Annotated in this window: 22 protein-coding genes and 1 pseudogene; 13 read left to right on the plus strand and 10 right to left on the minus strand. The window is 67.9% G+C overall.

All coding sequences use genetic code 11. From position 1 onward, the window contains the following. Positions 1-372: 372 nt before the first annotated feature. Positions 373-753 (minus strand): MAPEG family protein, encoded by a 381-nt coding sequence (locus tag FU658_RS10150; RefSeq protein WP_147891983.1) that lies wholly within the window; start codon positions 751-753, stop codon positions 373-375. A 120-nt stretch (positions 754-873) separates the two neighbouring features. Between FU658_RS10150 and FU658_RS10155 the strand changes: the two genes are divergently transcribed. The 10 genes from FU658_RS10155 (at position 874) to glmU (ending at position 9,469) form a co-directional block, all read left to right on the plus strand. After that, positions 874-1,311, plus strand: coding sequence for an ATP synthase subunit I (locus FU658_RS10155; protein ID WP_147891984.1), 438 nt, complete (start codon positions 874-876; stop codon positions 1,309-1,311). A gap of 15 nt (positions 1,312-1,326) precedes the next feature. Beyond that, positions 1,327-2,148 carry a F0F1 ATP synthase subunit A gene (atpB, locus tag FU658_RS10160; RefSeq protein WP_147891985.1) on the plus strand — a complete coding sequence of 274 codons (822 nt, stop codon included), beginning with the start codon at positions 1,327-1,329 and terminating at the stop codon, positions 2,146-2,148. A 58-nt stretch (positions 2,149-2,206) separates the two neighbouring features. Next, positions 2,207-2,479: a F0F1 ATP synthase subunit C gene (gene atpE / locus FU658_RS10165; protein WP_147891986.1), complete on the plus strand. Its 273-nt coding sequence runs from the start codon at positions 2,207-2,209 to the stop codon at positions 2,477-2,479. Between the two features lie 102 nt (positions 2,480-2,581). Next, positions 2,582-3,052: a F0F1 ATP synthase subunit B gene (locus tag FU658_RS10170; protein ID WP_147891987.1), complete on the plus strand. Its 471-nt coding sequence runs from the start codon at positions 2,582-2,584 to the stop codon at positions 3,050-3,052. A 1-nt stretch (position 3,053) separates the two neighbouring features. Further along, the gene (locus FU658_RS10175) at positions 3,054-3,581 is read left to right on the plus strand and encodes a F0F1 ATP synthase subunit delta (RefSeq protein WP_147891988.1); all 528 of its coding nucleotides are present in this window, start codon (positions 3,054-3,056) and stop codon (positions 3,579-3,581) included. A 69-nt stretch (positions 3,582-3,650) separates the two neighbouring features. Further along, positions 3,651-5,198 (plus strand): F0F1 ATP synthase subunit alpha, encoded by a 1,548-nt coding sequence (atpA, locus tag FU658_RS10180; protein WP_147891989.1) that lies wholly within the window; start codon positions 3,651-3,653, stop codon positions 5,196-5,198. 40 nt (positions 5,199-5,238) lie between these two features. Continuing rightward, positions 5,239-6,102, plus strand: a complete 864-nt coding sequence (gene atpG, locus FU658_RS10185; RefSeq protein WP_147891990.1) for a F0F1 ATP synthase subunit gamma — start codon at positions 5,239-5,241, stop codon at positions 6,100-6,102. Positions 6,103-6,142: 40 nt separating this feature from the next. Next, positions 6,143-7,534 (plus strand): F0F1 ATP synthase subunit beta, encoded by a 1,392-nt coding sequence (gene atpD, locus FU658_RS10190; protein WP_147891991.1) that lies wholly within the window; start codon positions 6,143-6,145, stop codon positions 7,532-7,534. Positions 7,535-7,543: 9 nt separating this feature from the next. Then, the gene (locus FU658_RS10195) at positions 7,544-7,966 is read left to right on the plus strand and encodes a F0F1 ATP synthase subunit epsilon (RefSeq protein ID WP_147891992.1); all 423 of its coding nucleotides are present in this window, start codon (positions 7,544-7,546) and stop codon (positions 7,964-7,966) included. A 129-nt stretch (positions 7,967-8,095) separates the two neighbouring features. Further along, complete coding sequence (gene glmU, locus FU658_RS10200) at positions 8,096-9,469, plus strand: bifunctional UDP-N-acetylglucosamine diphosphorylase/glucosamine-1-phosphate N-acetyltransferase GlmU (protein ID WP_147891993.1); 1,374 nt, start codon at positions 8,096-8,098, stop codon at positions 9,467-9,469. Here glmU and FU658_RS10205 read toward each other — a convergent pair. The 6 genes and pseudogenes from FU658_RS10205 to FU658_RS10230 all read right to left on the minus strand — a co-directional run bounded on the left by FU658_RS10205 (position 9,453) and on the right by FU658_RS10230 (position 16,848). Continuing rightward, entirely contained in the window at positions 9,453-10,826 is a 1,374-nt protein-coding gene (locus FU658_RS10205; protein WP_147891994.1) for a sensor histidine kinase, read from the minus strand. The genes glmU and FU658_RS10205 overlap by 17 nt on opposite strands. Beyond that, positions 10,826-12,165: pseudogene (locus tag FU658_RS10210) on the minus strand (sigma-54-dependent transcriptional regulator). Before FU658_RS10210 ends, FU658_RS10205 begins: the two are co-directional and overlap by 1 nt. Before the next feature lie 68 nt (positions 12,166-12,233). Further along, positions 12,234-13,457 (minus strand): ABC transporter permease, encoded by a 1,224-nt coding sequence (locus FU658_RS10215; RefSeq protein ID WP_222708412.1) that lies wholly within the window; start codon positions 13,455-13,457, stop codon positions 12,234-12,236. A 10-nt stretch (positions 13,458-13,467) separates the two neighbouring features. Next, positions 13,468-14,775 carry an ABC transporter permease gene (locus FU658_RS10220; RefSeq protein ID WP_147891995.1) on the minus strand — a complete coding sequence of 436 codons (1,308 nt, stop codon included), beginning with the start codon at positions 14,773-14,775 and terminating at the stop codon, positions 13,468-13,470. 10 nt (positions 14,776-14,785) lie between these two features. Continuing rightward, positions 14,786-15,496 (minus strand): ABC transporter ATP-binding protein, encoded by a 711-nt coding sequence (locus FU658_RS10225; RefSeq protein WP_147891996.1) that lies wholly within the window; start codon positions 15,494-15,496, stop codon positions 14,786-14,788. 32 nt (positions 15,497-15,528) lie between these two features. Beyond that, positions 15,529-16,848 carry an efflux RND transporter periplasmic adaptor subunit gene (locus tag FU658_RS10230; protein ID WP_222708413.1) on the minus strand — a complete coding sequence of 440 codons (1,320 nt, stop codon included), beginning with the start codon at positions 16,846-16,848 and terminating at the stop codon, positions 15,529-15,531. A gap of 230 nt (positions 16,849-17,078) precedes the next feature. On the opposite strand from FU658_RS10230, the gene glmS reads away from it, so the two are divergent. Beyond that, entirely contained in the window at positions 17,079-18,902 is a 1,824-nt protein-coding gene (gene glmS / locus FU658_RS10235; protein WP_147891997.1) for a glutamine--fructose-6-phosphate transaminase (isomerizing), read from the plus strand. Positions 18,903-19,296: 394 nt separating this feature from the next. Further along, positions 19,297-20,331 (plus strand): diguanylate cyclase domain-containing protein, encoded by a 1,035-nt coding sequence (locus FU658_RS10240; RefSeq protein WP_187266050.1) that lies wholly within the window; start codon positions 19,297-19,299, stop codon positions 20,329-20,331. Positions 20,332-20,385: 54 nt separating this feature from the next. Here FU658_RS10240 and FU658_RS10245 read toward each other — a convergent pair whose 3' ends face one another. Then, on the minus strand, positions 20,386-20,721 hold the full coding sequence (locus FU658_RS10245) for a TfoX/Sxy family protein (protein ID WP_147891999.1): 336 nt from the start codon (positions 20,719-20,721) through the stop codon (positions 20,386-20,388). Further along, positions 20,715-21,212 (minus strand): GAF domain-containing protein, encoded by a 498-nt coding sequence (locus FU658_RS10250; protein ID WP_147892000.1) that lies wholly within the window; start codon positions 21,210-21,212, stop codon positions 20,715-20,717. The genes FU658_RS10245 and FU658_RS10250 overlap by 7 nt, the downstream gene beginning before the upstream one ends. 63 nt (positions 21,213-21,275) lie before the next feature. Between FU658_RS10250 and bioD the strand changes: the two genes are divergently transcribed. After that, positions 21,276-21,986, plus strand: a complete 711-nt coding sequence (gene bioD, locus FU658_RS10255) for a dethiobiotin synthase (RefSeq protein ID WP_147892001.1) — start codon at positions 21,276-21,278, stop codon at positions 21,984-21,986. Positions 21,987-22,088: 102 nt separating this feature from the next. On the opposite strand, the gene FU658_RS10260 is transcribed toward bioD, so the two are convergent. Next, positions 22,089-22,475, minus strand: a complete 387-nt coding sequence (locus FU658_RS10260; protein ID WP_255505545.1) for a phasin family protein — start codon at positions 22,473-22,475, stop codon at positions 22,089-22,091. Between the last annotated feature and the right edge of the window lie 124 nt (positions 22,476-22,599).

A 22,599-nucleotide genomic window follows, 5' to 3' on the forward strand; every position in this document is an offset into this window, starting at 1 on the left:
GAACTCGGAAGTGAAACGCACACGCGCCGATGGTAGTGTGGCTCGCCCATGCAAGAGTAGGTCATCGCCAGGGTTTTTTATCCGAAACGCCGGTCCCATTGGGGCCGCGTTTCTCTTTGTGGCAACCAGGCACCGGTGCAGGGCTTTGGCGCGCAGCGCCTCCGCAACAGGTCATCGCCAAGGTTTCATCCGAAACGCCGGTCCCCAGGGGCCGGCATTTCTCTTTGTCTGGCGCAAGCCCGGAACGAAGGCTGGACCGATTATCTTTGTTGATTATCGAGCGACCAGATGGGCAATAAAAAAGCGGGCCGAAGCCCGCTTTGACAACGCCTTCCTGACGCATGTCCCCAGCGTCGGTCTTCCGGTTTGCGCTCAGGCCATCGCCGCGAGCACGAACAGGGCCAGGTTGCTCAGCAATGCTCCGAACCACACCGCGCTGCGCAGCAGGTGGGTGTCGGCCAGGTAGGCCAAGCCGTGGGCGATGCGGAAGGCCACAAACAGGACGGCCAGGCCGTCAACCGGGCCCTGGGCGGCACCTTGCATCTGCGCGATGATCACCGCCGCGGCGAACAGCGGAAACGCTTCGAACGCGTTGAGATGGGCGGCATGCGCACGTGCCGGCAAGCCCTCCAGCGAAGCCTGCCACTGGCGGGGCTTGCGGTTGTTGAATCGTTCACCGCGTGCCTTGGCCACGCCCGTCCAGGCGTAAGGCATCAGGCCGGCCAGCACCACGCACCACAAAGCCATGCTCATGGATCAACGCTCCTTTCAAAGTAGGGTCGTTGGGCAGTATGCACGTGGCGCGGGCGAGGGGTGGCAGGGCCCCGCGCATGGCGCCGGCGCGACTGTTGCCGCGTTGCGGCTGCCTTCGGGGTGCTGCTATACTTCCGCCTCTTCGTCGGGCAGCTGCCGCCGGTTCCCAAGATCCAGGTGCATCGCGTGCTGAACTCCATGGACGCGGGCCGAAGGCTGGCAAAACGCGCCATCGCCGCACAGGCGATCGCAACCCTTGTCCTCGCCCTGGCCCTGCTGTTGCTCGGTCCAGCGCATGCCCTGGGTGCCTTGATCGGGGGCGGCGGTCTCGCGCTGGGCAACGCGGCAATGGCATGGCTGGGCTTGCGCTCGGACGCGCCGGCCGCAGGTTTCGCAATGGGGCAGCTGCTCATCGGGCTGCTCGTGAAGTGGGTGCTCGTCGTGCTGGTCCTGGCGGTGGGCGTCCTGATTCTCAATCTTCCCGGGCCAGCCGTGCTGGCAGGGCTGCTCGTCTCGATGGTGGTGTTCTTCGCCGTCGGCTCCCGGGTCAGACACTAACAAGGCTTCTGCGCAATGGCCGAGTACACCCCCAACAGCTACATCACGGGTCACCTTGAGAACTTCACCTTCCGCATGGCCGAGGGTGGGTTCTGGACGTTGCACCTGGATACGCTGCTGACGTCGATCTTCCTCGGCCTGCTGATGGTGTTCGGCTTCTGGATGGCCACGCGCAAGGCCACCGCGGGCGTGCCTGGCAAGTGGCAGTGTTTCGTCGAGATGTGCCTGGACTTCGTCGACAAGCAGGCCAAGGACGCCTACCACGGCGCCTCGCGCCTGGTCACGCCGATCGCGATCACGCTGTTCTTCTGGATCCTCATGCTCAACGGCATGAAGTTGATCCCGGCGGATTTCGTCTACCAGCCCATCGCCGCGCTCAAGGGCCTGTTCGGCGTCGTCCCGACCGAAACGCTCTACGGCGGCTGGAAGCCGGTGCCGACGGCCGACCTCAACGCCACGCTCGGCCTGTCGATCAGCGTCTTCATCCTGATGATGGTGTTCGCACTGCGCGCCAAGGGCCTGGGCGGCTTCTTCAAGGAATTCCTCGTCGCGCCGTTCGGCCCGTGGCTGTTCCCGGCAAACATCATCCTCAACACGGTCGAACTGATCTCCAAGCCGATTTCGCTCGCGATGCGACTGTTCGGCAACATGTTCGGCGGCGAGATCGTGTTCCTGCTGATCTGGGTCCTGGGTGGCTCGTCGATCATCGGCATCTTCGCCGGTGGCGTGTTCGGCCTCGGCTGGATGCTGTTCCACCTGCTGGTCATCCCGTTGCAGGCCTTCATCTTCATGATGCTCTCCGTGGTCTACCTGAGCCTCATGGAAGACAGCCACTGAAGTTTTGTTCCAACCCTAACCGTTCCATCCATCTAGCGATTCGTTCCGGAGAATTACCATGGAAACTCTTGCCCTCCTCGCCGAAGTCCAGGCTGCCACCGCCCTCGCCATCGGCATCATGATCGGCTTGGCCGCACTGGGCGCCGGTCTGGGCCTGGCCCTGATGGCCGGCAAGTTCCTTGAGTCGGCGGCCCGCCAGCCGGAGTTGATCCCGGTCCTGCAGGTCCGTATGTTCCTGACCGCCGGCCTGATCGATGCGGCGTTCATCATCACCGTCGCCGTCGGCCTGCTGTTCGCGTTTGCCAACCCGCTGGCTGCCGCGTTCCAGTAATGCCCCGGTCGGCGCGGGCCAAGGCCCGCGCGACGGAACTGATCCAAGCGGGGGCTTCGTCATCGAAGCCCCCTGCCCAAACGTTCAGGCAGAGCGCGCCCCATGAATATCGGATTTACCCTCATTGCCCAGGCCATCGCGTTTGCCGCGCTGGTATGGATCATCGCGACCAAGATCTGGCCGCCGCTGCTCAATGCGATCGAGGAACGGCAGAAGAAGATCGCCGAAGGCCTCGCCGCTGCCGACCGCAGCCAGAAGGACCTCGCCCAGGCCAGCGAAAAGGTCGACGAGCTCGTTCGCGAAGCCCGCACCAAGGCCAACGAGATCATCGAGCAGGCCCACGGCCGCGCGAACCAGATCCTCGAGAAGGCCAAGGACGAGGCCGTGGAACTGGCCAACCGCCAGAAGGCCGCTGCCGAGGACGAGATCGCCACTGCCGTGTTCCGCGCCAAGGAAGACCTGCGCAAGCAGGTGTCGGTCCTGGCCGTGGCCGGTGCCGAGCGCCTGATCAAGCGCGAGATCGATGCCAACGCCCACAAGGCGCTGCTCGACGAACTCGCGACCGAGATCTGAGATGAGCCAGAGACCGACCCTCGCCCGTCCCTATGCCCGCGCGGCTTTCGCGCTGGCCAGTGAATCCGGCAGCCTGCCGGCGTGGTCCCAGCAGCTCGACACCGCTGCACGGATCGCCGCCGACGAGCGCGTCGGCCATATCCTCGGCAACCCCGGCGTGCGCGCCGAGGTGATGGCCGGGATGGTGGCGGTGCCGGGTCAGACCGACGAGTTCGGCCGCTTCCTGGCCCTGCTCGCGGAGAACCGCCGGCTGTCGTTGCTGCCGGAGATCTCCGCGCTGTTCGAGGTGCTCCGCGCGGAGGCCGAGAAGGTCGTGCGCGCGAAGATCACCTCGGCGCAGCCGCTGGCCGATGCCGAGCTGGCCAAGCTGGTCGACGGGCTCAAGCGCCGCTTCGGCCGCGAGGTGGAAGTCACCACGGCGGTCGATGAAGCACTCATCGGTGGCGCGGTCATCGACACCGGCGACATGGTCATCGATGGATCGGTCCGTTCGAAGCTGGCGCGCCTCGGCGCGACGCTTTCGCACTGATCGCCTCCAAACAACACATTCAAGTCTAGCCACGTCCCGGCATGCCCGGGCGACCCAGGGAAAAGCCTCATGCAGACCCAGCTCAACCCGTCCGAAATCAGCGAACTGATCAAGAACCGGATCTCCCAGGTGAAGCTCGGCGCCGAAGCGCGCAACGAGGGCACCGTGACGTCCGTCTCCGACGGCATCGTGCGCATCCACGGCCTCGCCGACGTGATGCAGGGCGAGATGATCGAACTGCCCAACGACACCTTCGCGCTCGCCCTGAACCTGGAGCGCGACTCGGTCGGCGCCGTGGTGCTGGGTGACTACGAGCACCTGCGCGAGGGCGACGTGGCCAAGACCACCAACCGCATCCTCGAGGTGCCGACCGGCGAGGCCCTGCTGGGCCGCGTGGTCGACGCGCTGGGCAACCCGCTCGACGGCAAGGGCCCGATCAACACCGAGACCAGCTCGCCGATCGAGAAGGTCGCCCCGGGCGTGATCTGGCGCAAGTCGGTCGACCAGCCGGTGCAGACCGGCTACAAGTCGGTCGATGCGATGATCCCGGTCGGCCGCGGCCAGCGCGAGCTGGTCATCGGCGACCGCCAGACCGGCAAGTCGGCGCTGGCGATCGACGCGATCATCAACCAGAAGAACTCCGGCGTTAAGTGCATCTACGTGGCCATCGGCCAGAAGGCCTCCTCGGTGGCCGGCGTGGTCCGCAAGCTCGAAGAGAACGGCGCACTGGCCCACACCATCGTCGTGGTCGCCACCGCGTCGGAGTCCGCCGCGATGCAGTACATCGCGCCGTACTCGGGCTGCTCGATGGGCGAGTACTTCCGCGACAAGGGCGAGGACGCGCTGATCGTCTACGACGACCTGTCCAAGCAGGCCGTGGCCTACCGCCAGATCTCGCTGCTGCTCAAGCGCCCGCCGGGTCGCGAAGCCTACCCGGGCGACGTGTTCTACCTGCACAGCCGCCTGCTCGAGCGCGCCGCGCGCGTGAACGAGGACTGGGTCGCGAAGATGACCGACGGCGCCGTCACCGGCAAGACCGGCTCGCTGACCGCGCTGCCGATCATCGAGACCCAGGCCGGCGACGTCTCGGCGTTCGTTCCGACCAACGTGATCTCGATCACCGACGGCCAGATCTTCCTCGAGACCGACCTGTTCAACGCCGGCATCCGCCCGGCCGTGAACGCCGGCATCTCGGTGTCGCGCGTGGGTGGTGCGGCCCAGACCAAGATCATCAAGAAGCTCGGCGGCGGCGTGCGCCTGGCGCTGGCGCAGTACCGCGAGCTGGCGGCGTTCGCCCAGTTCGCCTCCGACCTCGACGAGACCACCCGCAAGCAGCTCGAGCGCGGCCAGCGCGTCACCGAGCTGATGAAGCAGGACCAGTACTCGCCGATGTCGATCGCGCACATGGCGCTGTCGCTCTACGCGGTCGACGCCGGCTTCATCGACGATGTCCCGGTCAACAAGATCGGTGCGTTCGAGTCGGCGCTGCACGCGCACTTCGACAACAACCTCGGCGAGCTCATCACCCGGGTCAACGGGTCGGGTGACTGGAACAAGGACATCGAGGGCGAGTTCAAGGCCGGCATCGAAGAGTTCAAGCGCAGCGGCAGCTGGTAAGCACGAACCCTTCGACCCCCCGAACTAAAGCGAGTAGGACATGGCAGGCGGCCGCGAAATCAAAACCAAGATCAAGAGCGTGCAGAACACCCGCAAGGTGACGCGCGCGCTCGAGATGGTCTCGGCGTCGAAGATCAAGAAGGCCCAGGACCGGATGAAGGGCTCGCGCCCGTATGCGCGCCTGATGAAGCAGGTCATCGGCCATATCGCCAAGGCGAACTCCGACTACGTGCACCCGTTCATGGAGAGCCGCGCCGACGTCAAGCGCGTCGCCTACGTGGTCATCTCCACCGATCGCGGCCTGGCCGGCGGCCTGAACTCGAACCTGTTCCGCAAGCTGCTCGGGGAGATCCGGGAACACCAGCAGAACGGCGTCGACGTGGACCTGGTCTGCATCGGCCAGAAGGCGCAGGTGTTCTTCCGCCGCCTGAAGGTCAACATGCTCGCCAGCGTCACCCACCTGGGCGACAACCCGGAGCTGTCGAAGCTCATCGGCCTGATCAAGACCGTTCTGGATGACTACACCGAGGGCAAGCTCGACCGGGTGTACCTGAGCTACAACGACTTCATCAACACCATGGCGCAGCGCCCGACGGTGGACCAGCTGCTGCCGCTGCCGCCCTCGGATTCCCTGCAGACCAGCCACGACTGGGACTACATCTACGAACCCGATGCCGCCACCGTGCTCGAGCACGTGATGACGCGCTACATCGAGTCGCTGGTGTACCAGGCGGTGCTGGAGAACCTTGCCTCCGAGCACGCGGCACGCATGGTGGCGATGAAGGCCGCGTCCGACAACGCGAACAAGATGATCGACTCGCTGAACCTGTCCTACAACAAGGCACGTCAGGCGGCGATCACCCAGGAAATCTCCGAAATCGTGGGCGGTGCGGCGGCCGTTTGAGGCACCGCGTCCCAACAGCATTTGAACTGAGGAAACAGCAATGAGCCAGGGCAAGATCGTTCAGATCATCGGCGCGGTCGTCGACGTCGAGTTCCCGCGCGCAGACGTGCCGAAGGTGTATGACGCGCTCAAGGTCACCGACACCGACATCACGCTGGAAGTGCAGCAGCAGCTGGGTGACGGCATCGTCCGCACCATCGCGCTGGGCTCCACCGACGGCCTCAAGCGCGGCCTCGTCGCGGTCAACACCGGCGAGGGCATCAAGGTGCCGGTCGGCGTGAAGACGCTGGGTCGCATCATGGACGTGCTCGGCAACCCGATCGACGAAGCCGGCCCGGTCGGCGAGGACGAGCGCTGGGTCATCCATCGCGCCGCCCCGAGCTTCGAGGAGCAGTCGAGCTCGGACGAGCTGCTGGAAACCGGCATCAAGGTCATCGACCTGATCTGCCCGTTCGCCAAGGGCGGCAAGGTCGGCCTGTTCGGCGGCGCCGGCGTCGGCAAGACCGTCAACATGATGGAGCTGATCCGCAACATCGCGATCGAGCACTCCGGCTACTCGGTGTTCGCCGGCGTGGGTGAGCGTACCCGCGAGGGCAACGACTTCTACCACGAGATGAAGGACTCCAACGTCCTCGACAAGGTCGCCCTGGTCTACGGCCAGATGAACGAGCCGCCGGGCAACCGCCTGCGCGTAGCGCTGACCGGCCTGACCATCGCCGAGAAGTTCCGCGACGAGGGCCGCGACGTGCTGCTGTTCGTCGACAACATCTACCGCTACACGCTGGCCGGCACCGAGGTCTCGGCGCTGCTGGGCCGCATGCCGTCGGCGGTGGGTTACCAGCCGACGCTGGCCGAGGAGATGGGCGTGCTGCAGGAGCGCATCACCTCGACCAAGACCGGCTCGATCACCTCGATCCAGGCCGTCTACGTGCCCGCGGACGACCTGACCGATCCGTCGCCGGCCACCACCTTCGCCCACCTCGACGCCACCGTCGTGCTGTCGCGAAACATCGCCTCGCTGGGTATCTACCCCGCGGTGGATCCGCTGGATTCCACCAGCCGCCAGCTCGACCCGAACGTGATCGGCCAGGAGCACTACGACACCGCCCGCCGCGTGCAGTCGACGCTGCAGCGCTACAAGGAGCTCAAGGACATCATCGCGATCCTGGGCATGGACGAGCTGTCCGAGGAAGACAAGCAGATGGTCTCGCGCGCGCGCAAGATCGAGCGCTTCTTCTCGCAGCCGTTCTTCGTGGCCGAGGTCTTCACCGGCTCGCCGGGCAAGTACGTGCCGCTGAAGGAAACGATCCGCGGCTTCAAGATGATCTGCGACGGCGAGTGCGACCACCTGCCCGAGCAGGCCTTCTACATGGTCGGCGGCATCGACGAAGTGTTCGAGAACGCGAAGAAGATGGCCGCCAAGGCCGCTTAAGGGGTTTCCATGGCAATCACGATCCGCTGCGACATCGTCAGCGCCGAGGAAGAGATCTTCTCCGGCGAGGTCGAGATGGTCGTCGCCACCGGCGAGCTGGGCGAGCTGGGCATCACGCCCCGCCACGCCCCGCTCATCACCCGGCTCAAGCCGGGCCAGGTGCGCGTGATCAAGGGCGGCGAAGAGCAGTTCTTCTACGTCTCCGGCGGCATCCTCGAGGTGCAGCCGCAGGTGGTGACGGTGCTGACCGACACTGCCATCCGTGCCAAGGACCTCGACGAGGCGGCCGCCAGGTCGGCAAAGGAAGAGGCCGAGAAGGCACTGGCCGGCCGCACCGATGCGATGGACGTGGCCGAGGCGCAGCAGCAGCTGATGCAGGCGATGGCCCAGCTGCAGGCGCTGGAGCGGCTGCGCAAGAACCTCAAGCACTGATCCGACGCCGTCGGGTCGACTGGAAGCGCGGCGAAAGCCGGCGTTTTCCGTTCCAGTACCCAGACATGTTCCAGGACGGGCTCGCCAAGGGCGCGCCTATAATCGCGGAAGGACCGAATGGACATCGCCATGAGTGACGCCCCCCTGCACGTGATCATCCTCGCCGCCGGCGAGGGCAAGCGCATGAAGTCCCGAATGCCGAAGGTGCTGCAGCCCGTCGCGGGGCGGCCGATGCTGGCCCACGCCCTCGAAGCGGCCCGGGCGGTGTCGCCGGCCGGCATCCACGTGGTGTACGGCCACGGCGGCGAGCAGGTGCGCGACGCCTTCGCCGACCAGTCCGACCTGCAATGGGCCGAGCAGGCACAGCGTCTCGGCACGGGTCATGCCGTGCAGCAGGCGATGCCGGGTGTGCCGGCGGGTGCTCGCGTGCTGGTGTTGTACGGAGACGTGCCGTTGATCCGCGCCGGAACGCTGCGCGAACTGCTGGCCGCCGACGGCCGGCTGGCCGTGCTGGTGGCCGACTTGCCCGACCCGACCGGGTATGGCCGTGTCCTTGTCGATGCACGGGGCTGCGTCGACGCGATCGTCGAGCAGAAGGACGCCACACCCGCCCAGCTGGCCGTGCGCACGATCAACACCGGCATCATCGCCGCCGACGGCGACGCGCTGCGCGGCTGGCTCGGCGCGCTGCGCAACGACAATGCACAGGGCGAGTACTACCTGACCGATGTCTTCGCGCTGGCGCGCGGAGAGGGCAAGGGCGCGGCCGCGGTGTGGCTGGAGGATGCCGCCGAGGCCAACGGCGCCAACGATCCGTGGCAGCTCGCCGAACTCGAGCGCCTCTACCAGCGTCGCGCGGCACGCGCGCTGTGCGTGGAAGGGGTGCGCATCGCCGACCCGGCGCGCCTCGACGTGCGTGGCGAGGTCAGCGTGGGTCGCGATGTCGAGATCGACGTCAACGTGATCCTCGAAGGGCGCGTGGTGCTGGGCGACGGCGTGCGCATCGGGCCGTTCACCCGCCTGTGCGACGTGGAGCTGGCCGCCGGCACGGTGGTGCGCGCGCACTGCGACCTGGAGGGCGCGCGTAGCGAGGGTGCGTGCACGATCGGTCCCTTCGCCCGCCTGCGGCCGGGCACCGAACTCGCCGAGGGCGCCCACGTCGGCAATTTCGTGGAGACAAAGAAGACCCGCCTGGGGCCCGGCAGCAAGGCCAACCACCTCACCTACCTGGGCGACGCGCAGGTCGGGGCCGGGGTGAACATCGGCGCCGGCACGATCACCTGCAACTACGACGGCGTGAACAAGTCCACGACCCGCATCGGCGACGGCGCCTTCATCGGGTCGAATTCCTCGCTGGTGGCACCGGTCGAGATCGGTCGCGGCGCGACGATCGGTGCCGGCTCGGTCATCACGCGAGGCGCGCCGGAGGGTGAACTGACCGTCGCGCGCGCGCGCCAGGCGACGATCGAGGGCTGGAAGCGCCCCCTCAAGCAGGGCGACTGACGTCGGTCGCCGGCGTATCGCCGGCGCGAGCCGGCATCGCCGCATCGGGCAGGTGCATCACCACGCTCAAGCCGCGTTCGGGCCCGTTGCTCAGTGACAGCCGGCCGCCATGGGCCTCGGCGATCTCGCGTGCCAGCGCCAGTCCCAGCCCGGTGCCGCCACGCTTGGTCGAGTAGAACGGCAGCAGCGCCTGGTTGAGCACCGCCTCGCTCATGCCGGTGCCGGCATCGCGCACCTCGATGCGGACCGCGTTGCCGTGCTGCCGCACCGACAGGGTCACCGCTTCGGGTGGACCGCCGGCCTCGTGGGCGTTCTTGAGCAGGTTCATCAGCGCCTGCTCGAGCTGCGCGGCGTCGAAGCGCGCAGGCTGTGGCGGCAAGGCGCCGTCGAGCGCGAAATCGATCTGCGAGCGGAGGCGGGCGACGAACGCTGCCCACTCGTGTCCGGAAAGCTGGGGCATCGGCAGTTTCGCGAAGTGGGCATAGCCACGGATGAAGCCTTCCAGATGGCGCGCCCGCTCCTCGATCATCGCGAACACACCGCCCAGCTTCTCGTGTTGCCCGCGCCTGACCAGCTCGCCGCCGGAGTGCGCCAGCGAGGCCACCGGTGCCAGCGAGTTGTTGAGCTCGTGGCTGATGACCCGGATCACCTTCTTCCAGGTTTGCACCTCCTGGCGCCGCAGCTCATGGGTGAGGTGCCGCAGCAGGTACAGCACATGCGGGCGCGCATTGAGCCGGAAGCGCCGCTGCGCCAGGTGCCAGGTCTCCTCGTCGTCGCCCTCGCCGACACTGAACAGCCCATCGCCGCCGCGCGCGATTGCCTCGCGCAGCGTGTCCGGGGCCGGCGCCAGCAGGGCCGGCAGCGATTGCCCTTCCAGCCGGCGTCCCTCACCCAGCAGCTTGCGCGCGGCCAGGTTCGCGTAGACCACGCGCTCGGCCGGATCCACCAGCAGCATGGCCACCGGCGTGTTCTGAACCATCGTGTCGAGCAGCAGCTCGCGCTGGACCAGCCCCAGGCGCTGCTCGCGCAGCGTGTCGCCCAGGGCGTTGTGGGCAGCCACCAGGTCGCCCAGTTCGTCATCCCCCTCCCAGGCGATGCCGAACGAATAGTCGCCGTCGCGGTAACTCAGCACCGTGCCCTCCAGCGCGCGCAGCAGCGACACGATGTCGCGCAGTAGGCGTCGACTCCACCAGATCAACGGCAGTGTCAGCACCAGCAGGGCCAGCACGATCGCCAGCGCCAGCGAATCGACCCGGGTGGCCAGCCAGGCCGAGAGGGCGACCGCGAACGCAGTGAACGCACTGGCATGCAGCAGCAGCTTGCCGGCCAGGGAGAAGCGGCGGCGTGGCCCGGTCATCAGCGCTCGATGCCCAGCCGGTCCATTCGCCGGTACAGCGCCTGACGGCTCAGTCCGAGGCTGCCGGCGGCATGGCTGATGTTGCCCTGGTGCTCGCGCAGCGCCTGCTCGACCTGCTCGCGACTGATCTCCTCGACGACCTCATGGTTCCGTGCCGCCGCAGACGGGGAAGGCAGGGCGAGGTCGTCCGCGTGGATCACCTCCTCCGGTGCCAGCAGGCAGGCGCGCTGGATCACGTTCTTGAGCTCGCGCACGTTGCCGGGCCAGCCGTGCCGCTTCAGGGCGGCTTCGGCGTCGCTTCCCAGCCGCTTTGCATCGCCGAGGAAGGCCCGGGCCAGGGGCAGGATGTCACCGGGACGCCGGGCCAGCGGCGGCAACGCGATCTCGATGACATTGAGCCGGTAGTAGAGGTCCTCGCGGAACCGGCCATCGGCGATCATCGCGGCCAGGTCGGCATTCGTGGCGCTGATCACGCGCACCTTGACCTGGCGCTCGCGGTTGGAGCCCAGCCGCTCGAAACGTCCGGTCTCCAGCACGCGCAGCAGCTTCATCTGCCCGGCCGGCGGCAGGTTGCCGATCTCGTCCAGGAACAACGTGCCGCCGTCGGCGGCCTCGAACTTGCCCTCGCGTGCCTTCGATGCCCCGGTGTAGGCGCCGGCCTCGGCACCGAACAGCTCCGCCTCGATCAGCTCCGAGGGCAGGGCCCCGCAGTTGAGTGTCACGAAGGGCCCGTCGGCAACGGCGGAATTGGCCTGTATGACAGCTGCGATGCATTCCTTTCCGGCGCCATTGGGCCCGGTGATGAGCACCGGCACGTCGGCGCGCGCCACCTGGCAGGCCAGCGAGACGACGCGCTCGGTGGCGGGGTCGGCGAACACCAGGCCGCGCAGGTCGTAGCGCAGCGCCAGTCCACTGCGGCGCGCGCGCTCCTCGCTGGCCCTACGGTTGAGCTCGCGGCGGCTTTCGCCGAGCTCCAGCAGGTTGCGGATCGTCGCCAGCAGCTTCTCGTCGTCCCAGGGCTTGCCGATGTAGTCGGCTGCGCCCGCGCGCACCAGCCCCACCGCTGCCTCCAGGTGCGTCCATGCAGTGAGCAGGATGACCGGCAGGTCGGGAAAGGCCTCGCGGATGCGCGCGAACAGCACGCGACCTCCTCGCCGGAGGTGGTGTCGGCGCTGAAGTTCATGTCCTGGATCACCAGGTCCACCTGCTCGCGGGCCAGCAGGTCGAGTCCCTCCTCGGGCGACTCCGCGCGCAGCGTGCGCAACTCGTGCAGTGACAGCAGCAGCGACAGTGCGTCGTGGATGCCGGGGTTGTCGTCGATGACCAGGATCGTCGGCATGCGCTCCCCTTGCAGGCCTGTGCATGTGGCTGGAATTCCGCCCGGGGCCGGTGCCCCGGGCGGCTCAATCATACGCTTCGCGTGGCCACCGCCGGCGGCACCGCAGCGGCCCGCCAGGCCGGCCCCAGCACCGCGAGGACCCCCAGCACCAGCAGCGTCGCCGTACCGCCCAGCAGGTAGCCCACGGGCAGGGTCGGCAGCGCGATCTCGCGCACCAGGAACAGGTTGAGCCCGATCGCCAGCGCGGCGCCGATGACCACGCCGGTCGTCGAGATCATCAGGTTCTCGGTGACGAAGTAGCGCACGATGTCGATCTTGCGTGCGCCCAGCGCCCGGCGCGTGCCGATCTGCTTGCGCCGCTGCGTCACCCACAGGCTGGCCATGCCGACGATGCCGCTGGCGGTGACCAGCAGCAGGCCGATCGTGACCGCGATCAACAGGCCCGCCACGGCACGCTGGTTGCGGTAGCGGATCTCGCGAAGCTCGCCCAGCGTCTGGTTCTGCATGACCAGGCGCCCCGGCCGCGCCTGCGCCAGGGCGGCCTCGGCTTCGGCCATGATGCGGTCTCGCTGCCCGGCCTCGGTGCGCACCAGGTATTGCGAATGCTCGGTCAGGTAGCGCACCGGCAGCAGGAACGTGTTGTAGGTGTTGTCCGAGGCCTGGGCAAACGGCGACATGAGCGTGTCGACCACCCCCACCACCTGCATCGGCACGGCGTCTGGCCCGGCGCCGAGGTGGACGGTGCGCCCGACCACCCCCGACTCGTCGGGGAACAACTGCTCGGCGTAGCGGCGGCTCAGGATCACCTTGTCGCCACTGAGCTGCGCTGTCGCCGGGTCGATCTCGACGACATCGGCCTCGGTGAAGTCGCGTCCCTCGACCAGCTCCAGGCCCAGCGTCTGCACCAGGCTGTCGGGATTGAAGTAGGGCGAGCCATTCACTCCAGCCCCGCCGAGGCTGGGATCCACGCTCAGCGGCAGTCCCCAGCCCGACTGGCCCATCGGTGCCTGGTTGGTCCACGTGGCGGCCTTCACCCCGGGAATGGCGCGCAGCAGCTCGACATCCCGGCGTTGCATGTTGGCGATGTCGTCGGGCCGCTGGTAGCTGAGCACCTGCAGGCGGAACACCTCCTCCTCGACCGCGCCGCTGGGACGCGCAGCCACCGAGAGGCGGTCATTCACCACGTACAGGGCATTGGCGATGATCGCCATGGTCAGTGCGATCTGCGCAGTGATCAGGATCGCCCCGGTCTTGTTGCGCAACAGGGTGGAGAGGATGGGTCGGATTTCCACGGCGGACTCCTTACTGCGACTTGAGCTGGACGGCAGGTGTGATCTGGCAGGCCCGCCAGGTCGGCAGGAGGCCGGCGAGGATGCTGGCGCCGACGGCGAGCACGACCGTGGCCAGCAGCATCAGCCAGTCCATGCGTGCGGCGGCCTCGAGCTGGGCCGACTGCCGACCGATCAGCCACAGGCAGCCCAGTGTCATCGCCACACCCAGGCCGGCGCGCAACCCGATCACCCCGGCCTCGGTGATGTACTGCTTGAACAGTTCGCGGCGGGGCGCACCCAGCGCGCGGCGCACGCCGATCTCGCCGGCGCGCGCGGTGAACTTCGCCAGCATCAGCCCGACCGTGTTGACCAGGCACACCAGCAGGAAGCCGAAGGCCAGCCAGGTCTGCAGCCGGCTGTCGTCACTGACCACCTCCTGTACCTCCAACCATTCCATCAGCGGGTACAGGCGGTTGTTCATCGGCCGCGGGTAGCGGCCCAAGGCCTTCTGTTCGTTGACGTAGGCGGCCATGAAGTCGGCATAGCGCTGGCGGGCCTGAGCATCGGGGAGCTCCGCCCACAGGTGCACCCAGACGCAGTCCGAGCGCACGAGTCCGGCGAAGCCGGGCTCCAGCGTGCTGTCGGTGTTGCAGTTCACGCTGCCTTGGGGATCCATCTCGCGGCTGATCGCGGTGGCGAAGGGCAGGAAGAATTCCTCATGCGCGAAGCGGTTGCCGCCGATCAGGCGGTAGAACTTGGGCAGCGGTCGCCAGTCGTCGATGACACCGGATACGACGAAGTCGTCACTACCCAGTTGCACGGTGCGGCCCACCGCGGCCTGCTCGGCGAACAACCGGTCGGCCAGGCGGTCGCTGATCACCACGGTGCGCGCAGCGCGCTGGTCGTCCTCGCTGCTCCAGGGGCCGCCCTCGCGAAACGGGACGTCGAACATCGCGAAGAAGTCCGCATGCACCGCGGCACCGTCAGAAAGGGCTGCCGCGATGTCGTTGCGACCGCTTTCGACCACGTCGGCCACGCCGAAAAGCACGGTCTGCCGCGGGGCCGGTGCATCCGCCTTGAGCGCCACCGCGTCGCGATAGGTCATCTGCTCCGGCGGATCCTCGCCTTCGACGTACCCGGTCATCGTGCTGTTGTCCATGATCGGCACGAACAGCTGCCCGCTGCGATGCGGGATCGGGTCGCTGCCCATGACGTAGAGCACCGTCAGCGTGGCCATGCTGGCGGCCACGCCGACCGCCAGGATCAGCACCATCAGTGCGGTCAGCACCGGATTGCGGCGCAGGCTCTTCACGCCCAGCTTGAAGTAGTAGGCAAACATGGTCGCGTCCTCAGCTGTTCGCGGCGGCACTGACCGGGCGCAGCACCGGCTCGGCGGTCAGGTCGCTGACCTGGCCGTCGATGATGTGCACGTTGCGCTGGGCACGCGCAGCCAGTTCCGGGTCGTGGGTCACCATGACGATCGTCGTGCCGCGGCCGTTGATCTCCTCGAGCAGCTCCATGACCCCGCGCGCCATCTGCGAGTCCAGGTTGCCGGTCGGCTCGTCGGCCAGCAGCAGGCGCGGGGTGCCGGCCAGCGCACGGGCAATCGCCACGCGCTGCTGCTGGCCCCCGGAGAGTTCGGAGGGGTAGTGCTTCATGCGCGATGCCAGGCCCACCTGGCCCAGCGCGTGCTCGATGCGTTCGCGGCGCTCGGCCGCGCCGAAGCCACGGTAGCGCAGCGGCACGTCGACGTTGTCGAACAGGTTCAGGTCGGGGATCAGGTTGAAGCCCTGGAAGATGAAGCCCAGCTTCTGGTTGCGCAGCTTCGAGCGCGCGCTGTCATCCAGCCCGGCCACGTCGACGCCGTCCAGATGGAAGCTGCCGCCGGTGAAGGTCTCCAGCAGCCCGGCGATGTTGAGGAAGGTGGTCTTGCCCGAGCCCGACGGGCCGGTGACCGCGACGAACTCGCCCTCGCGGACATGGATGTCGAGCCCGCGCAGCGCGTGGGTCTCGATCATGTGGGTGCGGTAGACCTTGGTGAGGCGCTTCATCACGAGCATGGTCGGGTCCTTGGGTCCGGATGGGTTGGGTATCAGTTGTTGACGAAGACGCGCTCGGCGTCCTGGAAGCTGTCGCTGCCGGCGATGACGATCTGGTCGCCGACGTCCACGCCGTCGAGGATCTCGACGCTGTTGAGGCTGGTGGCGCCGATCCGGATCGCGGTGCGTTCGGCCACGCCGTTGCGCAGCACGTAGGCGTAGCGCCCGCCGTGCGCGTCGACGAAGGGCCCGCGGGCCACCATGACCACGTCGGGACGCTCCTCGATCAGCACCCGCGCCGAGACGCGCTGGTTCTGGCGCAGGCCCGGGGGCTGCTCGCCATCGAAGCGCACCCGTGCCAGTACCTGGCGGTCGACCACTTCCGGCGAGATCGCCGACAGCGTGCCGTTGGCGATCTGGTTGCCGATGCGCACTTCGGCGTTCATGCCTATGCCGAGTTCCTCGGCATAGGTTTCCGGGATTTCCAGCTCGACCTCCAGGCGCGACAGGTCGACCACGGTCATCAGGGGCGTGTTCGCCGCGACGAAGGCGCGATCGACCACGGAAAGCGTGCCGACGATGCCGTCGACCGGTGCCCGGACCTGCAGCTGCTCGATACGGCGCTCGAGTTCGGCCACCACCACGCGCTGGCGGTCGAGCGCACGCTCGCGGGTCTGCAGGTCGAAGCCGACCGCCTGCGATTCCAGGCCGACGTCGTTGGCGGCGTGGGCGCTGCGGATCTCCGCGGTCTTGAGCGCATCCTGTGCGCGCAGGTAATCGACCCGGGCGATCGCGCCGAGGTCGTGGCCGCGCTCGGTGCGCTCCAGGTCGCGCTGTGCCGCCGCCAGGGCCAGTTCGGCCTCGTCGGCGGTGCGTCGCGCCAGCAGCCGGGCCCGGTTGGCCTCGATCCTGCCGCGCTCGACCTCGACCTGGAGCGACTGCAGCGTGGACTGCTCGCGCTGCAGTTCCGCGCTCAGCTCCGGCGAGTCGAGCTCGGCCAGCACCTGGCCGCGCTCCACGCTGTCGCCGGCGGCGATCTTCAACGCGACATTGCTGGCCACGGGCGCGTACAGGGTCGGACTGACCGCTGCCACGATGCGGCCGTTGACCGCCGCATCGCGCACCAGAAGGCCCTGGCCGACCTCGGCGACACGGATGCGTGCAGCGTCGACCGAGCGCTCCCCGGACAGCCAGCGCCCGCCCAGACTCCAGCCCGATGCCAGCACCAGCAGCGCGACCACGCCGATGAGGAGCCCGAGCTTGATGTTCCGGCGCGGCGGGCTGGCCAGCGTGGTGTCCTGGGCGGAAGTGTCGCGGATCATCTGTGCACTCGGCGAAGGGGACTGGTGTCGGGTCAGCAGGATCCGTGCCAACTCTCGCGTCCTTTCGGATCAGTGGCTTGCGGGTGTCCGCCCGGCGTCCGATGCCGCGTTGGACCGGACACGGGAGCGGACAGTCGCTGTCCGTGGACCGGTATGGGGAAGGGCGGTGTCCAGGGGAGCCGACGGCTGCCACACACCGCCCCGCGATCGCCAGACTTTGTCGCAGAACCCGCCCACGGCCTCCCGTTACAATGGCGGCCCAGCAAAAGGAACACGCCTGTATGTGTGGAATTGTCGGCATCAGTGCCCGCCGCGACGTTGTCTCCCACCTCATCGAGGGCCTGCAGGCCCTGGAGTACCGCGGCTACGATTCCGCCGGCGTGGCCGTCATGACCGACGAGGGCATCGCCCGGCTGCGTGCCAAGGGCAAGGTCTCGGCCTTGGGTGAGCTGCAACTCCAGCGCGGCGTGTCCGGTCATTGCGGCATCGCCCATACCCGCTGGGCCACCCATGGCGTGCCCAGCGAAGGCAACGCCCACCCGCACGTGTCCGGCGACGTCTCCGTGGTGCACAACGGGATCATCGAGAACCACGAAGCGTTGCGAAAGGAACTGCAGGCCCAGGGCTTCGAGTTCACCTCCCAGACCGATACCGAGGTGATCGCCCATCTGGTCGAGCGCGAGCAGCGGCGTGGCGCCGACCTGCTGGCCGCGGTCAAGGCGGTGGTTCCGGTGCTGCATGGCGCCTATGCGATCGCCGCGATGAGCAGGCGCGAACCCGGCCGCCTGGTCGGTGCCCGCCTGGGTTCGCCGCTGGTGGTGGGCTATGGCGATGGCGAGCAGTACCTCGCCTCCGACATCCACGCCCTGCTGCCGCTGACCAAGCGCTTCACCTACCTGGCCGAAGGCGACGTGGTCGACCTCGACGCCGACGGCGTGCGCATCTTCGGGGAGGACGGCGAGCCGGTCGAGCGCGAGATCAAGGAAACCACCTTCAGCTCCGATGCGATCGACAAGGGTGGCTACCGCCACTTCATGCTCAAGGAGATCCATGAGCAGCCGCGGGTGCTGGCCGACACGCTGGAAGGCCGCATCGCCGGCGGCAAGGTGCTCACCGAGATCCTCGGCGTCGATGCCGTGCCCCTGCTGGAAAAGACGCAGTCGGTGCACATCGTCGCCTGCGGCACCAGCTACCACGCCGGCCTGGTCGCGCGTTACTGGATCGAGTCGCTGGCCGGCGTGCCGTGCACGGCCGAGATCGCCAGCGAGTACCGCTACCGCAGCCCGGTGGTGAAGGACGGCACGCTGTTCATCACGATCAGCCAGTCCGGCGAGACCGCCGACACGCTGGCGGCACTCAAGCTGGCCAAGGCGCGTGGCTACCTGACCCAGCTGGCCGTGTGCAACGTGCCGGAGTCCTCGATCGTGCGCGAGTCCGAGCTGGTGCTCATGACCCGTGCCGGCCCGGAGATCGGCGTCGCCTCGACCAAGGCCTTCACCACCCAGCTGGTGGCGCTGGCGCTGTTCTCGCTGGCGCTGGGTCGGGTCAAGGGCCTGTCGGAGAAGCGCTACGCCTCCGGCGTGCGCCAGCTCGAGCAACTCCCGGCGATGGTGGCCGAGGCGCTCAAGCTCGACGAGCGGATCCAGGCGATGGCCGAACGCTTCGTCGACAAGCAGCACGCGCTGTTCCTGGGCCGCGGCACGCATTGGCCGGTGGCGATGGAGGGCGCGCTCAAGCTCAAGGAGATCAGCTACATCCACGCCGAGGCCTATGCCGCCGGCGAGCTCAAGCACGGCCCGCTGGCATTGGTGGACCAGGACATGCCGGTCATCGCGGTGGCGCCCAACGACCACCTGATCGACAAGTTGCTGTCGAACATGGAGGAGGTGCGCGCGCGCGGCGGCGAGCTGTTCGTGTTCGTCGAGGATGGCGTCGGCCGCGGCATCGACAGCGAGAACATGCTGGTGCTGCCAGCCTCGGGCGAGATCGCCGCACCGGTGGTGTTCACCATCCCGCTGCAGCTGCTGTCCTACCACGTGGCCGTGCTGCGCGGCACCGACGTCGACCAGCCGCGCAACCTGGCCAAGTCGGTGACCGTCGAGTAGGGCCCGCGGCGGGCGTGTTCCTGCCTATCGACCCCCGGCACTTAGCGCGCATCGTCCGCATTGCCGCAGTCACCGAGATCGAGACGCATGAATCCGGGCAGTACGTTTTCCGGCTGGCCTCGGGCGTCCGCCGGGGCAGCGGGCCGGCCTACCGTGAACGGGTGCGGGAGGCCTTCCGGCTGCGCGCCTCGTAGCACTCGGGATGTCCCGCGCTTCGCTCCGGCCCGTGACAAAGCCTGATCCGGGATTTTCGGTGCCGGTATCGAGAACTGGGACGAGGTCGCCGGTTCGCAGTCCCCGGGTGGTGCCAAATCCCGCTACCTCCTTACGCATCCAGGGACCAGGCGGCCTTATCCTGGCCAGCTCCGGCGTCCCTGCCTGGAACGCCGTGGTCATGCCCATCATCGTCGATCGCTTGCGCTCGGACCTTCGCCTTGCACTGCTCGCCCTGTTCTCGGTGCTTTCGAGCACGGCCATCCTCCCGTTTGCGGTGTATCGGGCGCTGCAGGGTCAGTGGCTGATCGCCGCGTTCGACCTCCTCATCGTGATGCTGGTCACCGGGAGCTTCACCTATGCCTGGCGGACGGGCAGGTCGGCCGCAGCGGGGATCGTGGGTGTCGCAGTCATCAGCGCCGCGGTGATCGTGATCCCCGCGCTGGCGGGTCTTGTCGGTTTGCTGTGGGTCTACACCACCCTGATCGCGAACTTCATGCTGGCGCGGATCCGCCTGGCGGCCATTGCCAACGCGATGGTCATCGCGGGCACCCTGCTGCACTCGGGCCTGTTTCCGTCGAAGAGCATGGCGGTCGCCTTCATCGCCACCGCGCTGCTAGTGTCGTTCTACAGCTCGCTGTTCTCGTGGTTGACTGAAAACCAGCGCGGCCAGCTCGAGGCGCTGGCATCGCGCGACCCGCTCACCGGGGTCGGCAATCGCCGGGCACTCGAGCAGGAGCTGCAGGCGGCAATGGCCCTGCACAACAGTGCCGGCCAGCCCATCGGTCTCGCCGTCTTCGACCTCGACCACTTCAAGCAGGTCAACGACGAACACGGCCACGACGCGGGTGACCGGGTGCTCGTGGCATTCGCGGACCTGGTGCAGGGGTGCATCAGAAAGCGCGATCGGGTATTCCGGATCGGTGGGGAGGAGTTCGTCCTGTTGCTTCCCGGGACCGACACAGGCGGCCTGGAGCAGGCGCTTGCCAAGGTGCTGGCCCGGGTCAGGAGCAACTTGCGCGGTCCAGGCGGAGCGGTCACCGTGTCCATTGGCGCCACCCTGCTGAAGCCCGGCGATGATTGGACCACGTGGCTGGCCCGTGCGGATGCCGCGCTCTACTTCGCCAAGCGCAACGGCCGCGACCGCATCTGCACCGACGACCAGGCGGCCGCCGATGTCGACCGGCGCGTGCCGGCTGTGGTGTCGCCGGCTTGACCCGAAGATCTTCCGGAGGGGGCATTCGAGTGGCGAGGCGCCCCGGGGGTCGGATCAGTCGCGCTCGTCCTCGCTGCCACTGATCAGCGTCACCGGTCCGGCCGCCGGCGGCTTCTTGCCCCGTGCCGGCGGCAGGTCGACGCAGGCCTCGGTGGCTTCCGCGGTGAGCTGCTCGCGACGCTCGATCGCCAGCTCCTGCCAGTGGCAGTCCAGCAGGGCGCCTTCCAGCGCATAGAGCAGGTTGAGGCTGGGGCGGAAGCCGGCGCGCTTGATCTTCACGAAGGCACCGACCGCGCCGAGCTCCTCCAGCGCCGCACGCTCATGGATGCCCACCTGGCGCAGCCACGCCGCCGACTTCGGGCCGATGTTGGGGAGCTTGTCCTTCACGATGCGGCCTCCGCGGTGATGGCTTCCAGATAGACCTGCGCCAGCGCCTCGAAGCCGCGTTGGTCATCGGCGTCGAAACGCCGCGGCACGGGGCTGTCGATGTCGAGCACCCCCACCAGTTCCTCGCCCAGGTACAGCGGGACGACGACTTCCGAGCGCGAGGCCGCGTCGCAGGCGATGTGCCCGGGGAAGGCATGCACGTCATCCACCCGCTGGGTCTGGCGCGTGCTGGCGGCCGTACCGCACACGCCGCGGCCCAGCGCAATGCGCACGCACGCGGGCAGGCCCTGGAACGGACCCACGACCAGTTCGGTGCCGTCGTAGAAATAGAACCCGGCCCAGTTGAGGTCGGGCAGGCTGTTGAACACCAGCGCGGAAAGATTCGCCGCGTTGGCGATGCGGTCGGGCTCGCCGTGCATCATGGCCCGGGCCTGGTCGACAAGCTGGGCGTACTGCTCGGGCTTGCTGCCGCTGAGGGTGCTGGTTGCGAACATGCCACCTCCATTTATTTCCCGAGTGTAGCAGCGCCGATGCCACGGGCCTGCTAGAGTTTTCCCATGGGGGAGAGCATCTATGTGACCGGTACCGACACCGGCGTGGGCAAGACCGTGGTGTCGGTGGCACTCGTGGCGGCTTTGCGCGCGCGCGGCCTGGACGTGGCGGGCATGAAGCCGGTGGCCAGCGGCTGCACGTTCAACGGGCAGGTGTGGTGCAACACCGATGCGCTGGCCCTGCAGTCGGCCACCAGCCCGCCGGTGCCGGAATATGCGCTGGTCAACCCGTTCGCGCTGCCGGAACCGACCGCGCCCGAGATCGCCGCTGCCCTGGTCGACGTGCAGCTGACCCTGCAGCCGATCGAGCACGCCTACCGGGCACTGGCCGGCTCGCACCAGGCGGTGGTGGTCGAAGGTGTCGGCGGCTGGATGGCACCGCTTGCGGCCGGAAAGGACCAGGCCGAGCTGGCCCGACGCCTGGGCCCCCTGCCGGTGGTGCTGGTGGTCGGCCTGCGCCTGGGCTGCATCAACCACGCGCGACTGAGCGCGCGCGCCATCATCGACGACGGTCTGGAGCTGGTGGGGTGGATCGGCAGCGCGATCGACCCGGAGCTGGGCTGGCCCGAGCAGACGCTGGAGGCCCTGCGGCGGGAACTGCCGGTGCCCTGCCTGGGCGTGGTCCCGAACCTGGGCGACCGGCCCGACGGTGCCGAGCGCTACCTCGACCTGACGCCCTGGCTGGGCCGGGAGGCCCCGGCGGGCCCGCGCGGCTGAGCCACGAGACATCGCCGCCATCCATGACGCGCCCACGAAAAAGGCCGACGGGTCGCCCCGTCGGCCTTTTCCTTGCGCTGCCGGCGAACCGGCGCGCGGGTCTTACTTGGCGGCCTTGCTGGCCTTGGCGGCGGTCTGCTTGACCTGCTCGCCGGCAGCCTGCACCTGGGCGCTGGCGATCTGGCCCAGCGCCTGCTGGGTCTTGACCGACTCGCCGATCACTTCCTGGCCGGTGTGGTAGACGCGCTCGGCGTTGTCCTTGGCGACCTGCAGGGCCTTCGGCAGCAGGGTCTTGAAGTCTTCCGGCTGGCGCGACTCGGCGGCTTCGCTGAAGAAGTCGGCGGTGGCACCCAGGTTGGCTTCCAGGGTCTTCATCTGCAGGCCGATCACGCGCTCGGCGTTCTCGAAGATGATCGCGTTGGCCTGGGCCGCGGCGTCGGTGAACTGCTTGGTCATGCCCGCGAACTGGGCGTTGATCTGCTCGTACATGGTTGATCTCCTCCAGGCGGAATGCCGGTGTGGAGTAAGCATGCCACCGGTAATGTTGCAGTGCAACAACAACGAGATGAAAAGATGGTTACCGTTCAGGAAAGCTCAGTAAATCAACCGTTTG

It is taken from the genome of Alkalisalibacterium limincola (assembly GCF_008017755.1).
In the GTDB taxonomy this organism is placed as follows: domain Bacteria; phylum Pseudomonadota; class Gammaproteobacteria; order Xanthomonadales; family Xanthomonadaceae; genus Alkalisalibacterium; species Alkalisalibacterium limincola.